The sequence below is a fragment of the Proteus sp. Marseille-Q3619 genome (assembly GCF_965283115.1).
This window is the reverse complement of record NZ_CBDIMP010000001.1, coordinates 1332190-1346107: the sequence shown is the minus strand read 5'-3', so window position 1 is coordinate 1346107 and position 13918 is coordinate 1332190. Positions and strand designations below refer to the sequence as shown.

General features: G+C 41.1%; 11 protein-coding genes. All 11 read left to right on the top strand.

Going from position 1 to position 13918, the window contains the following annotated elements:
* Window positions 1-268 precede the first annotated feature (268 nt).
* Complete coding sequence (gene uppS, locus ACWPWK_RS06120) at window positions 269-970, top strand: polyprenyl diphosphate synthase (protein ID WP_232797595.1); 702 nt, start codon at window positions 269-271, stop codon at window positions 968-970.
* Window position 971: 1 nt separating this feature from the next.
* Window positions 972-1835, top strand: coding sequence for a phosphatidate cytidylyltransferase (gene cdsA, locus ACWPWK_RS06115; RefSeq protein WP_109373118.1), 864 nt, complete (start codon window positions 972-974; stop codon window positions 1833-1835).
* A 9-nt stretch (window positions 1836-1844) separates the two neighbouring features.
* Window positions 1845-3197, top strand: coding sequence for a sigma E protease regulator RseP (rseP, locus tag ACWPWK_RS06110; RefSeq protein ID WP_109373119.1), 1353 nt, complete (start codon window positions 1845-1847; stop codon window positions 3195-3197).
* A 39-nt stretch (window positions 3198-3236) separates the two neighbouring features.
* Window positions 3237-5630, top strand: coding sequence for an outer membrane protein assembly factor BamA (gene bamA / locus ACWPWK_RS06105; RefSeq protein WP_109373120.1), 2394 nt, complete (start codon window positions 3237-3239; stop codon window positions 5628-5630).
* 92 nt (window positions 5631-5722) lie between these two features.
* On the top strand, window positions 5723-6220 hold the full coding sequence (locus ACWPWK_RS06100; RefSeq protein WP_036934019.1) for an OmpH family outer membrane protein: 498 nt from the start codon (window positions 5723-5725) through the stop codon (window positions 6218-6220).
* A 3-nt stretch (window positions 6221-6223) separates the two neighbouring features.
* Entirely contained in the window at window positions 6224-7252 is a 1029-nt protein-coding gene (gene lpxD, locus ACWPWK_RS06095) for a UDP-3-O-(3-hydroxymyristoyl)glucosamine N-acyltransferase (protein ID WP_109373121.1), read from the top strand.
* A gap of 123 nt (window positions 7253-7375) precedes the next feature.
* Window positions 7376-7828 carry a 3-hydroxyacyl-ACP dehydratase FabZ gene (fabZ, locus tag ACWPWK_RS06090; RefSeq protein ID WP_006535887.1) on the top strand — a complete coding sequence of 151 codons (453 nt, stop codon included), beginning with the start codon at window positions 7376-7378 and terminating at the stop codon, window positions 7826-7828.
* Between the two features lie 3 nt (window positions 7829-7831).
* The gene (gene lpxA / locus ACWPWK_RS06085) at window positions 7832-8635 is read left to right on the top strand and encodes an acyl-ACP--UDP-N-acetylglucosamine O-acyltransferase (RefSeq protein WP_088494703.1); all 804 of its coding nucleotides are present in this window, start codon (window positions 7832-7834) and stop codon (window positions 8633-8635) included.
* 7 nt (window positions 8636-8642) lie between these two features.
* Complete coding sequence (gene lpxB, locus ACWPWK_RS06080) at window positions 8643-9815, top strand: lipid-A-disaccharide synthase (protein WP_109373122.1); 1173 nt, start codon at window positions 8643-8645, stop codon at window positions 9813-9815.
* Window positions 9815-10405, top strand: a complete 591-nt coding sequence (gene rnhB, locus ACWPWK_RS06075; protein WP_006535883.1) for a ribonuclease HII — start codon at window positions 9815-9817, stop codon at window positions 10403-10405. The genes lpxB and rnhB overlap by 1 nt, the downstream gene beginning before the upstream one ends.
* A 21-nt stretch (window positions 10406-10426) precedes the next feature.
* Window positions 10427-13909, top strand: a complete 3483-nt coding sequence (gene dnaE, locus ACWPWK_RS06070; RefSeq protein ID WP_109373123.1) for a DNA polymerase III subunit alpha — start codon at window positions 10427-10429, stop codon at window positions 13907-13909.
* Window positions 13910-13918: the final 9 nt, after the last annotated feature.

The following is a 13918-nucleotide window of genomic DNA, read 5'->3' as shown; positions in this document are numbered from 1 at the left end:
ATATAGGGTGTTTGTTCGTCTTTCTGGCTAATGGTATAGTTGCCGAATCACTAAAGACAATAATGAAAATTAACAGTTCATTACTAAGGCTATTGCTTTAGCAACTTTGAGGCTTTGCCAAGGGCCGTGGGTGACACGGTTTTTTTTTGTGCATAGGTTATCCGAAGAGGACTGTCTGTATCAGTATCAGATTAGCAAAGGGTTAAATTGAGTGAACTTATCCAGTGATGATTCATCCGCATCAAAACCAAAGCATGTTGCTATCATTATGGATGGCAATGGACGCTGGGCAAAAAAGCAAGGGAAGCTCCGAGTAACGGGGCATCGCGCGGGAATTAAAGCAGTTCGGGATGCAGTTAGCTTTTCCGTAAAACACAAAATTGAATCACTAACGTTATATGCATTTAGTAGCGAAAACTGGAATAGACCAGAGCAGGAAGTGAGTTCTCTCATGGAGTTATTCGTTTTCGCTTTAGATAACGAAGTGAAGAGCCTGCATAAACATAATGTTAAATTAACTGTTATTGGTGATATTAGCCGTTTTAGCCGTCGTTTACAGGACCGAATTAAAAGTTCTGAGGCACTCACTGCGAATAATACAGGGCTTAATTTAAATATTGCGGCTAATTATGGCGGTCGGTGGGATATTACTCAAAGCGTAAAACAATTAGCGACATCCCTCGCAAAAGGGGAAATTAGTCTCGAAGATATTAATGAAAATGCAATATCTTCACATCTTTGCTTGCATAATCAGCCTGAAGTCGATCTTGTTATTCGTACAGGTGGTGAGCATCGCATAAGTAATTTTCTTATTTGGCAGATTGCTTATGCTGAGCTTTATTTTACACAGGTTTTATGGCCTGATTTTGATGAACAAGTTTTTCAGAATGCATTAGATGCTTTTGCTAAACGGGAAAGACGTTTCGGTGGTACTACATCAGAAACAGATACTATAAATCTGGGAGGATAACTTGCTTAAGTATCGTGTCATCACCGCATTAATTTTAATCCCTATTGTTATTGCTGCACTATTTCTACTTCCTCCAGCAGGTTTTGGATTAGTGATTATCGCAATATCAGGCTTAGCGGGTTGGGAATGGGCACAATTTATTGGCTGGCATTCTCAAGGCAAACGTATTGCAACAGGGATCGGTTTTGCTGCATTGTTACTCGTTATGCAATTTTCTTTACCTAATTTTGACCACCTACTAGATACTCCAATGATAAAAAATGGTTTGTGGGCGGGTTTAATTTGGTGGGTAGCAGCAATTTTATTAGTTGTAAGTTATCCTAATTCAGCCAATATGTGGAAAAATTCAGTTTTTATTAAGCTATTGTTCGGTATATTGACGATTGTTCCCTTTTATTGTGGCATGATGGCGCTGCGTATGTTGGGTTATAACACTGACACTTATACAGGCGCATGGTGGTTACTGTATGTCATGTTATTAGTTTGGGCTGCTGACTCTGGTGCTTATGCTTTCGGTCGTTTAATGGGAAAACATAAAATGGCGCCTAAAGTATCCCCAGGTAAAACCCTCGAAGGCTTAGTTGGTGGGTTGATTACGGCAGGTGTTGCATCGTGGTTATTTACTTATTTTGCACCTGTGACTGAAGTACCCAATAACTTGTTATTAATATCTGGCGTTGTCGTCATAGTATCGGTATTTGGTGATCTAGCAGAAAGCATGTTTAAACGTGTTTCAGGCATTAAAGACAGTAGCCAATTGATACCGGGACATGGTGGTGTGCTTGATAGAATTGATAGTTTGACTGCGGCTATCCCAGTCTTTGCAGGATTGGTCTTTCTGATTTCTTCTGGCTTTAAACTATAAAGGTAAGTAATGGGTATCCTGTGGAATCTTGCCGCATTTATTATCGTTTTAGGTATTTTAATTACGGTACATGAGTTTGGGCATTTTTGGGTAGCTAGGCGCTGTGGTATTTATGTCGAGCGTTTTTCTATTGGTTTTGGAAAAGCAATTTGGCGCAAAATAGATAAACATGGCACTGAATTTGTTATCGCATGGATACCTTTGGGTGGCTATGTAAAAATGTTAGATGAAAGAGTCGCTGAGGTTGCACCTGAGCGCCGTCATCTTGCATTTAATAATAAAACAGTTGGTCAGCGTGCTGCGGTTGTTGCCGCAGGACCTATTGCCAACTTTTTGTTAGCGATAGTCGCCTATTGGATAGTTTTTATGATAGGTGTTCCTGCATTAAAACCTATAATTGCAGACATTCGTCCTAATTCTATCGCAGAACAAGCAAAATTAACGCCTGGAATGGAACTAAAATCCGTTGCAGGTATCGAAACGCCTGATCAGAATGCAGTTCGTTTAGCGTTAGTTAGTCAAATTGGTGCCAAAGAGGTTTCATTCGTTGTTTCAGATCTAAATTCTCTTTCTGAGAGTGAGAATATACTGAATTTACAACAATGGAATTTTGATCCTGAAAAACAAGATCCTATCTTGTCCCTAGGGATAATGCCTGTTGGCGCAAGGTTAGACTCAAAGATTATTGAAGTTACGGAAGGCTCCGCTGCTGAAAAAGCGGGTTTACAGGCAGGGGATCGTATCGTTAAAGTTGACGGTCAGCCAATTGATACATGGCATCCATTTACTTATTTTGTTCGACAAAGTCCAAATAAAGTCTTGGAGCTTCTTGTTGAACGTAACGGCTCGTCGTTGATGTTGAATATTACACCGACAGCTGTTGCACTGAAAGATGGTACTGAAGTAGGGCAAGTTGGTGCGCAATTGCAAATATTACCTCCTGATGAGCAATATTTGATAATGCAGCAATACAACCCATTTTCAGCGCTCTATGAAGCATCTGATAAAACATGGCAGTTGATGGGTTTAACTGTCAAAATGATTGGCAAGTTAGTGGTTGGTGACGTCAAATTAACTAACCTTAGTGGACCTGTTTCTATCGCGAAAGGCGCAGGAATGTCTGCTGATTCTGGTTTTGTTTATTATTTGATGTTTATGGCGCTTATCAGTGTCAATTTGGGGATCATTAACTTGTTTCCCCTGCCTGTCCTAGATGGCGGGCACCTGCTTTTCCTGGTTATCGAGAAGATAAAGGGAGGGCCGGTATCTGAGCGTGTACAAGATTTCTGTTATCGTATTGGTATTATGGCACTGATGCTTTTAATGGGACTTGCACTTTTCAATGATTTCTCTCGCTTATAATTGGTAAGCAGGGACCGGTTAGGAAAACACAAAACAACGATGGCGATGAAAAAGTTGCTTATAGCGTCGCTGCTGCTGGGCAGCGCCACTGCATACGGTTCAGACGGATTCGTAGTTCAGGACATTCAATTTGAAGGTCTTCAACGCGTCGCCGTTGGTGCAGCATTACTGAACATGCCTGTCCGGGTTGGAGACTCGGTCGGTAATGATGATATCAGCCGAACTATCCGTTCATTATTTGCGACAGGAAACTTTGATGATGTTCGTGTCCTGCGTGACGGAAATACTCTGATTGTTCAAGTAAAAGAGCGTCCAACTATTGCCAGCATTACTTTCTCTGGTAACAAAGCAATCAAGGAAGAGATGCTAAAACAGAATCTTGATGCTTCTAACATTCGTATCGGTGAAACACTTGACCGTACAATGCTAGCGAATATCGAGAAAGGGCTTGAAGATTTCTATTATAGTGTTGGTAAATATAATGCAACTGTAAAAGTGGTTGTTACACCTCTTCCTCGTAATCGTGTTGACTTAAAACTCGTGTTTGCAGAGGGTGTTTCAGCAACTATTCAGCAAATCAACATTGTTGGTAATAAAGCATTTTCTACGGCTGAGCTCGTTAACCGTTTCCAATTACGTGATGATGTTCCTTGGTGGAACTTAGCGGCTGATGAAAAATATCAGAAGCAAAAACTGGCTGGTGACTTAGAAACATTAAGAAGCTTCTATCTTGATCGTGGTTATGCACGTTTTGATATTGAATCGACGAATGTCAGTTTAACGCCAGACAAAAAAGGAATTTACATTACCATTAACCTGAAAGAAGGTGATAAATACACAGTAGAAAATACTGAAGTCAATGGTAATACGGCGGGCTACACTAAACAAATTGAAGAGCTTATCGAAATTGCACCCGGCTCTCTTTATAATGGCGCGCAAGTCACTAAAACAGAAAATGATATAAAAAATCTGTTAGGTCGTTATGGATATGCTTATCCTCGCGTTATGACAAACCCTGAAATTAATGATGAAAATAAAACCGTCAAACTGCATGTAAACGTAGATGCAGGAAACCGTTTCTATGTTCGTCAAGTCCGTTTCGCTGGTAATGACATCACTAAAGACTCTGTTTTACGTCGTGAAATGCGTCAAATGGAAGGTGCATGGTTAGGTAGCGATTTAGTTGAACAAGGTAAAGAGCGTTTAAATCGTTTAGGTTATTTCGAAACGGTTGAAACAGAAACTCAGCGTATTCCAGGTTCTCCTGATCAGGTTGATATCGTTTATCGTGTCAAAGAGCGTAACACAGGCTCTCTTAACTTTGGTGTCGGTTTCGGTACTGAAAGTGGCGTGAGCTTCCAAGTAGGTGTTACTCAAGATAACTGGTTAGGTACAGGTAACGCAGTTGCTATTAACGCGAGTAAAAATGATTACTCAACTTACGCAGAATTATCTGTGACTGACCCATACTTTACCGTTAATGGTGTGAGTTTAGGCGGTCGAGTTTTCTATAATGACTTCCGCGCTAATGATGCTGATTTATCTGGTTATACCAATAAATCTTATGGTGTAGATGGTACATTAGGCTTCCCAATTAATGAATATAACTCAGCACGTCTTGGCTTAGGCTATACTCATAATGGTCTGTCACGTATGGAACCGCAGGTTGCAATGTGGCGTTACCTAGAAAGTATGGGTGAAAATCCAGGCTTTGATAAACGTGAATCGTTTAATGCTGATGACTATACTGTCAGTATGGGTTGGACATTTAATAACTTAAACAAAGGTTTCTTCCCAACATCAGGTGCGAGAAGTAACTTAAGTGGACGTGTGACTGTACCGGGCTCTGACAACAAGTACTATAAAGTCACTTGGGACGGTATGTACTATTACCCAATTAATGAGAAAGAGTCTTGGGTAACCTTACTTAAAGGTCGTTTAGGCTACGGTGATGGTTTAGGTGGTAAAGAATTACCATTCTATGAAAACTTCTATGCAGGTGGTTCGGGTACAGTTCGTGGTTTCCGTTCAAATAATATCGGTCCTAAAGCGGTTTATCTTGATGCAAATGGTAAGCCAAAACCAGGTGAGCCATCTAGCGATGCTATCGGTGGTAACGCAATGGCTGTGGCAAGTTTTGAGCTGATCACTCCAACGCCATTTGTAGATGATAAATACTCATCTTCAGTTAGAACCTCTCTGTTTGTTGATGCAGGTACGGTGTGGGATACTAAGTGGAGTAGCACTAACTCAGCTTGGACAGCAGGTATGCCTGATTATAGCCGTGCAAGTGATATACGTGTTTCAACCGGTGTTGCGTTACAATGGTTATCTCCTTTAGGTCCGTTAGTATTCTCTTATGCTAAGCCAATAAAAGATTACGAAGGCGATAAATCAGAGCAATTCCAGTTTAATATTGGTAGAACGTGGTAGCGATGTAAGTAAAGTTGATGCCTGATTCACAATGCTGAAAAAGGCATCCGATTTCTGACAAAAAATTATTTTTGGTTTTAAGGAGTTTAATCGTGAAAAAATTGTTATGTGCCGCTGCCCTAGGAATGGCATTGACCATGTCAGCAGGTGTTCAAGCCGCAGATAAAGTAGGTGTTGTGAACATCGGTCAAGTTCTCCAACAAATTCCTAACCGTGATGCGGTAGAGAAACAATTGGAAAATGAATTCAAATCACGTGACACTGAATTGCAGAACTTAGGTAAAGCATTACAGACAGCTGTTGAGAAATATCAAAAAGACGCGCCAACTATGAATGCAACACAACGTGCAAATACAGAGAAAGATCTGGTTGCTAAACGTGAAGCATATGCACAAAAAGCACAAGCTTTTGAGCAAGACTTTAGCCGTCGTCAAGCTGAAGAACGTAACAAAATCATGAAACGTGTATTAGACGCTGTTGATGCAGTAGCGAAGAAAGAAGGCTATGATGTGATCCTTGATGCTAACACTGTACCTTATTTCGCAGATGGTAAAGATATTACTGCTCAGGTTCAAAAACAGGTTAAATAATAGATGTTTTCAATTCGATTAGCTGATCTTGCTCAGCAGTTGAATGCACAGTTACACGGCGATGGTGATATCACTATCGCCGGTCTTGCTTCAATGAGCCTAGCAAATAGCGAACAAATTACATTTCTTTCCGATAGTCGCTATCGTGAAAAATTAAGTGAATGTCAGGCTGCTGCTGTTGTATTAACAGAAGCTGATCTTCCGTTTTGTCCCGTTGCCGCACTTGTGGTGAAAAACCCGTATCTTGCCTATGCTCAAATGGCACAGATAATGGATACAACACCGCAGCCAGCACAGGATATCCATCCAAGTGCTGTTATTTCTCCTGACGCTAAGTTAGGAAAAAATGTATCAGTGGGTGCAAATGCCGTTATCGAATCTGATGTTATCCTTGGTGATAATGTTGTGATTGGTGCCGGTTGTTTTGTGGGTAAAAAAGCACATATTGGCGATAATAGCCGTTTATGGGCAAATGTATCTATTTATCATGAAGTTATCATTGGTAAAGATTGTTTGGTTCAGTCAGGTACAGTGATTGGTTCAGATGGTTTTGGTTATGCTAATGAACGTGGTAATTGGATCAAAATTCCACAATTAGGTTCAGTAGTGATTGGTGATCGCGTTGAAATCGGTGCATGTACTACAATCGACCGAGGCGCATTAGATAACACAGTTATCGGTAATGGTGTTATCATTGATAACCAGTGCCAAATCGCACATAACGTTATTATTGGTGATAATACCGCAGTTGCTGGTGGTGTCATCATGGCGGGCAGCCTGAAAATAGGCCGCTATTGTATGATTGGTGGAGCAAGTGTTATCAATGGTCACATGGAAATCTGTGATAAAGTCACGGTAACAGGTATGGGAATGGTAATGCGTCCTATCACTGAGCCGGGTGTTTATTCTTCAGGAATTCCGCTGCAATCGAATAAAGCATGGCGTAAAACCGCAGCTCTTGTGTTGCGAATTGATGAAATGCAAAAAAGGCTCAAGTCGCTTGAACGTCAAGTAGAAAGTAGCGACAAGTAACAATATACGTCATTGACGAATGTTACCCATTTTGCGACCTGCGGGTTAACTCACTTTTTGAGTCACAGCAGGTCGTGTCATTATTAATTAGACTCAGTTTTATTAGACAGGAAGAGTATTGCAATGAGTGAGAATCATACTCTGCAAATCGAAGAAATTTTAGATTTACTTCCACACCGTTACCCATTCTTATTGGTTGATCGTGTCCTTGATTTTGAAGAAAAGAAATTTCTAAGAGCAGTAAAAAATGTATCTTTTAATGAGCCTTTCTTTCAAGGTCACTTTCCAGGAAAACCAATTTTTCCGGGCGTACTGATCCTCGAAGCCATGGCACAGGCAACGGGTATTTTAGCATTCAAAAGTGTAGGAAAGCTGGAACCTGGTGAACTCTACTATTTTGCTGCTATTGACGGTGCTCGCTTTAAACGTCCTGTCTTACCTGGGGATCAAATGATCCTAGAGGTAGAATTCATTAAAGAACGTCGTGGTGTTGCTCGCTTTAAAGGCGTCGCTAAAGTTGATGGGGAAATTGCTTGCGAAGCTGAAATGATGTGTGCTCGCCGCCGTGAGGTCTAGCCTATGATAGATAAATCCGCAGTAATTCACCCTTCCTCAATTATTGAAGAGGGTGCGGTAATCGGTGCTAATGTTCGCATTGGCCCTTTTTGTGTCATTGGTGCTAACGTTGAGATTGGTGAAGGTACTGACATCAAATCTCACGTTGTTATCAATGGGCATACACGCATTGGCCGAGATAATCAGATTTATCAATTCACTTCTATCGGTGAAGTTAATCAGGATCTGAAATATCGTGGTGAACCAACGCAAGTCATTATTGGTGATCGAAACCTTATTCGTGAAAGTGTGACTATCCACCGTGGAACAACCCAAGGTGGCAATATCACAAAAATTGGTAACGATAATCTACTGATGATTAATACCCACGTCGCACATGATTGTATCATTGGCGATCGTTGTATTATTGCAAATAACGGCACACTGGGTGGTCACGTCACTTTAGGTGATTTTGTGATTATCGGTGGTATGAGCGCCGTTCATCAGTTTTGCCAAATTGGCTCTCATGTGATGGTCGGTGGATGTTCAGGCGTGGCACAAGATGTTCCTCCTTTTGTTATTGCACAAGGAAACCACGCGACTCCTTATGGGCTGAATATTGAAGGGTTAAAGCGCAGAGGTTTTGCTAAAGAAGATCTTCATGCAATTCGTAATGCTTACAAAGTACTTTATCGTAATGGTAAAACACTGGAAGAAGCGCGTGAAGAAATTGGACAATTGGTTGCTGATAATAATAATCCGCATGTCAAACTGTTCAGTGATTTTCTGGAGAACTCAGCAAAATCTAACCGCGGTATCATTCGCTAATTAGGATATGACCTTGTCAGGCCAATTATCTACTACTCAGTGTCCGTTAGTTATCGGCTTAGTTGCTGGTGAAACGTCCGGTGATATCTTGGGCGCGGGATTAATCCGCGCTCTAAAACAAATGCATCCCAATGTTCGCTTTGTCGGCGTTGCTGGGCCTCTTATGCAAGCTGAAGGTTGTGAGGCTTGGTATGAGATGGAAGAGCTTGCCGTCATGGGGATCGTTGAAGTTCTCGAACGATTACCTCGCTTATTAAAGATCAGAAAAGATCTCACTCAACGATTCTCAGAATTAAAACCAGATGTTTTCGTGGGGATTGACGCACCTGATTTTAATATCACTCTTGAAGGTCGTTTAAAGCAAAAAGGGATCAAAACTATTCACTATGTCAGTCCATCTGTGTGGGCTTGGCGTCAAAAACGTGTTTTCAAAATTGGTAAAGCGACAGATCTCGTCTTAGCTTTTCTGCCTTTTGAAAAAGCGTTTTATGATAAGTATCAGGTTCCTTGTCGTTTTATTGGTCATACAATGGCTGATGCCATAGCCTTAAATCCAGATAAAAAGGCTGCTCGTGAACATCTAGGGATATCTGAAGAAATCCCTTGTTTAGCACTGCTTCCCGGTAGTCGTCATGCTGAAGTTGAAATGCTAAGTGCTGATTTTATAAAAACAGCACAGTTACTAAAACAGCAAATCCCTGCTCTTCATATTGTTGTGCCATTAGTTAATGCTAAGCGACGAGCCCAATTTGAACAGATACATCAAAATGTGGCACCAGAACTTGAAATACAACTTCTTGATGGGCAAGCAAGAGAAGCAATGACAGCGAGCGATGCGACATTGTTAGCATCAGGCACAGCTGCATTAGAATGCATGTTAACGAAATGCCCGATGGTTGTTGGCTATCGCATGAAACCATTTACTTTCTGGTTAGCAAAAAGGTTAGTTAAAACGCCTTATGTCTCGTTACCTAATTTGTTAGCTGGCCGAGAAATTATCAAAGAATTATTGCAAGAAGAGTGCGAACCCTCAGCGTTAGCACAACAACTTTTACCTCTTTTAACCGATGAAGAAAAAGTACGTCAATTAAAAGAGATATTTTTACAGCTACATAGTGATATTCGTTGTAATGCGGATGAGCAAGCAGCAAATGCAGTATTAGAATTGGTAGAGAAATAATGGAATTTGTATATCCAAAAGCAAATCTTATTGCTGGAGTTGATGAGGTTGGTCGAGGCCCATTAGTCGGTGCAGTAGTTACCGCTGCTGTTATTCTTGATCCAGCAAATCCAATTGAAGGATTAACAGACTCCAAAAAGCTAACAGAAAAAAAGCGTAATGCTCTTTATGACGAAATAAAAGAAAAAGCATTATGCTGGGCGATAGGTCGTGCAGAGCCAGAAGAAATTGATGAATTAAATATTCTTTGGGCAACCATGAAAGCAATGGAACGTGCTGTTGCGGGATTATCAATAACACCTGATATGGTCTTAATTGATGGTAACCGTTGTCCTAAATTACCAATGGCCTCTCAAGCGGTTATAAAAGGTGATAGTTTAGTTCAAGAAATTAGTGCAGCTTCTATTCTTGCTAAAGTGACTCGTGATAGAGAAATGGAAGAGTTAGATAAGCTTTACCCTGATTATGGTTTTGCTAAACATAAAGGGTATCCAACTGTTTTCCATATGGAAAAACTAGCCTTATTAGGGGCAACACCCTATCATCGAAAAAGTTTTGCGCCTGTAAAACGTGCTTTAAATTTAAAGTAATCCACAGAGTAATTAAACACTATGGCAGATCCTCGTTTTATCCATCTTAGGGTACACAGCGATTATTCAATGATCGATGGATTGGCAAAAACAGGGCCTCTTGTGAAGAAAGTGGCTTCGCTGGGAATGCCTGCTTTTGCGATTACTGATTTCACTAACTTATGTGGGTTAGTGAAATTTTATGGTGCTGCACATGGTGCTGGCATTAAACCTATCATTGGTGCTGATGTTTACCTTGAAACAGAATTATTAGGTGATGAATATGCTCATCTTACTATTCTTGCCCGTAATAATGTAGGCTACCAAAACCTCACTTTATTGATTTCAGAAGCTTACAAACACGGTTATGGTGCTGTTGGACCGACGATTAAACAAGAATGGTTAACAACCTACAAAGAAGGGCTCTTGTTGCTTTCTGGCGGTAGAATGGGGGATGTGGGTAAGTTCCTACTTCGCGGAAATCGCGCTTTAGTTGATCAGTGCCTTGAATATTATCAAACTCATTTTCCCGATAGTTATTATCTAGAGCTTATTCGTACAGGTCGTACTGATGAGGAAACTTATCTTCATGAAGCAGTAGCACTGGCTTCTGAAAAAGGTCTGCCCGTCGTTGCAACCAATGATGTCTGTTTTCTCGACAGTGATGATTTTGACGCACATGAAATTCGTGTCGCAATTCATGATGGTTTTACGTTATCTGATCCCAAACGTCCTAAGAATTATAGTCCTCAGCAATATATGCGCACAGAAGAAGAAATGTGTGAATTATTTGCTGATATACCTGAAGCATTAGAAAACAGTGTCGAAATCGCTAAACGCTGTAATGTCACGATCCGCTTAGGGGAATACTTTCTTCCACAATTCCCAACTGGGGATATGAGCACAGAAGATTTCCTCGTCAAAAAATCGAAAGAAGGTTTAGAAGAACGCTTAGCCTTTTTATTTCCCGATCCTGAAGAGCGACAAAAAAGACGCCCTGAATATGATGAGCGTCTTGATATTGAGCTGCAAGTGATTAACCAAATGGGATTCCCAGGTTACTTCCTGATCGTGATGGAATTTATTCAGTGGTCTAAAGATAACGGTGTTCCTGTAGGACCAGGGCGTGGTTCTGGTGCTGGTTCATTAGTCGCTTACTCACTCAAAATCACTGACCTTGATCCTCTTGAATTCGACTTACTTTTCGAACGTTTTCTTAACCCAGAACGTGTATCGATGCCAGACTTTGACGTCGATTTCTGTATGGAAAAACGGGATAGAGTTATCGACCACGTTGCTGAAATGTATGGTCGAGATGCGGTATCTCAGATCATTACATTTGGTACGATGGCGGCTAAAGCCGTTATTCGCGATGTTGGTCGTGTTTTAGGACACCCTTACGGTTTTGTTGATAGAATTTCAAAACTCGTTCCTCCTGATCCAGGTATGACGCTGGAAAAAGCGTTTGCAGCCGAGCCTCAATTACCAGAAATTTATGAAGCCGACGAAGAGGTTAAATCTCTTATTGATATGGCTCGTAAATTAGAAGGTGTGACGCGTAATGCGGGTAAACACGCGGGTGGTGTCGTTATTTCACCAACGAAAATCACCGATTTTGCGCCACTTTATTGTGATGCTGAGGGAAATAACCCCGTTACACAATTTGATAAGAGCGACGTTGAATACGCGGGTCTTGTTAAATTCGACTTCTTAGGTTTAAGAACACTAACCATCATTAACTGGGCATTAGAGATGATTAATGCCCGACGAGCTAAAAAGTCTCTCGAACCTGTTGATATTTCGGCGATCCCATTAACGGATCAGCGCAGTTTTGACATGTTGCAGCGTTCAGAAACGACCGCGGTATTCCAGTTAGAATCTCGTGGTATGAAAGATCTCATCAAACGCCTACGTCCTGACTGTTTTGAAGATATGATTGCACTTGTTGCCCTATTTCGTCCGGGGCCATTGCAATCAGGCATGGTAGATAACTTTATTGCCCGTAAACACGGTGTTGAAGAGATCTCATATCCTGATGTTAAGTGGCAACATGAAAGCTTACAGCCCGTTCTAGAACCAACCTATGGTGTTATCCTATACCAAGAACAAGTTATGCAAATTGCACAGGTGCTTGCGGGATATACACTAGGTGGCGCGGATATGTTACGACGCGCAATGGGTAAGAAAAAACCTGAAGAAATGGCAAAGCAACGCTCTGTTTTTGAAGAGGGTGCTATTAAAAACGGTGTCGATGGTGAGCTTGCTATGAGGATCTTTGACTTGGTGGAGAAATTCGCCGGTTATGGATTTAACAAATCACACTCAGCAGCGTATGCATTAGTTTCTTATCAAACATTGTGGCTAAAAGCCCACTATCCAGCTGAATTTATGGCTGCTGTAATGACGGCAGATATGGATAACACTGAAAAAGTGGTGGGATTAGTTGATGAATGTTGGAGAATGGGCTTAAAGGTTCTTCCTCCTGATATTAATAGCGGTCTTTATCATTTCCACGTAAATGATGAAGGCGAAATCGTTTATGGTATTGGTGCCATTAAAGGTGTGGGTGAAGGGCCAATTGAAGCGATTGTAGAGGCGCGTCAGCAAGGCGGTCACTTTAAAGATATTTTTGATCTCTGTGCTAGAACAGAAACCAAAAAATTGAATCGCCGAGTGATGGAAAAACTGATAATGTCAGGCGCATTCGATAAGCTGGGACCTCATCGTGCTGCTTTAATGTCTTCATTAGAAGATGCATTAAAAGCCGCAGACCAACATGCCAAGGCTGAAGCAATAGGCCAATCGGATATGTTTGGTGTGTTAGCTGAAGCTCCTGAACAAGTTGAGCGTTCTTATGCCAATATACCTAAATGGCCAGATCAAGTCGTTTTAGAAGGTGAGCGAGAGACGTTAGGTTTATATTTAACAGGTCATCCGATCACACGTTATTTAAAAGAAATTGAACGATATGCGGCAGGAACGCGTCTAAAAGATTTAGTACCAACACCTCGTGGTCAAATGGTGAAGGTAGCAGGCTTAGTACTTGCTTCTAAAGTATTTACAACGAAACGTGGAAATCGGATCGGCGTTTGTACCTTAGATGATCGTTCAGGTCGCTTAGAAATTATGTTATTTTCTGATGCATTGGATAAATACCAACATTTATTAGAACAAGACAAGATTTTAATTGCTACTGGGCAGGTCAGCTTTGATGATTTCAATGGTGGGCTTAAAATGACAGTCCGCGAACTTATGGATATCAACGAAGCCCGTGAAAAATATGCACGAGGACTTGCTATCTCATTATCGGACAGGCAAATTAATGAGCATTTATTAAATCGTCTTCGCGGCGTTTTAGAACCTCATCGTTCAGGCACGATACCGGTTCACCTTTATTTTGAAAAGCATGATGCCTGTGCACGTTTACGATTTGGTGCGACTTGGCGTGTAACGCCAACAGATATGCTTTTAACGGATCTGCGAACTCTGCTGGGTAATGAGCAGGTAGAATTAGAATTTGACTAAAATAGGAAT

What these genes read in the sequence shown, in the direction of transcription:
- bamA (WP_109373120.1), top strand. Translation starts at nt 3,237, where the DNA reads ATGGCGATGAAAAAGTTGCTTATAGCGTCGCTGCTGCTGGGCAGCGCC.
- rseP (WP_109373119.1), top strand. Translation starts at nt 1,845, where the DNA reads ATGGGTATCCTGTGGAATCTTGCCGCATTTATTATCGTTTTAGGTATT.
- dnaE (WP_109373123.1), top strand. Translation starts at nt 10,427, where the DNA reads ATGGCAGATCCTCGTTTTATCCATCTTAGGGTACACAGCGATTATTCA.
- lpxA (WP_088494703.1), top strand. Translation starts at nt 7,832, where the DNA reads ATGATAGATAAATCCGCAGTAATTCACCCTTCCTCAATTATTGAAGAG.
- lpxB (WP_109373122.1), top strand. Translation starts at nt 8,643, where the DNA reads ATGACCTTGTCAGGCCAATTATCTACTACTCAGTGTCCGTTAGTTATC.
- fabZ (WP_006535887.1), top strand. Translation starts at nt 7,376, where the DNA reads ATGAGTGAGAATCATACTCTGCAAATCGAAGAAATTTTAGATTTACTT.
- uppS (WP_232797595.1), top strand. Translation starts at nt 269, where the DNA reads ATGGATGGCAATGGACGCTGGGCAAAAAAGCAAGGGAAGCTCCGAGTA.
- lpxD (WP_109373121.1), top strand. Translation starts at nt 6,224, where the DNA reads ATGTTTTCAATTCGATTAGCTGATCTTGCTCAGCAGTTGAATGCACAG.
- rnhB (WP_006535883.1), top strand. Translation starts at nt 9,815, where the DNA reads ATGGAATTTGTATATCCAAAAGCAAATCTTATTGCTGGAGTTGATGAG.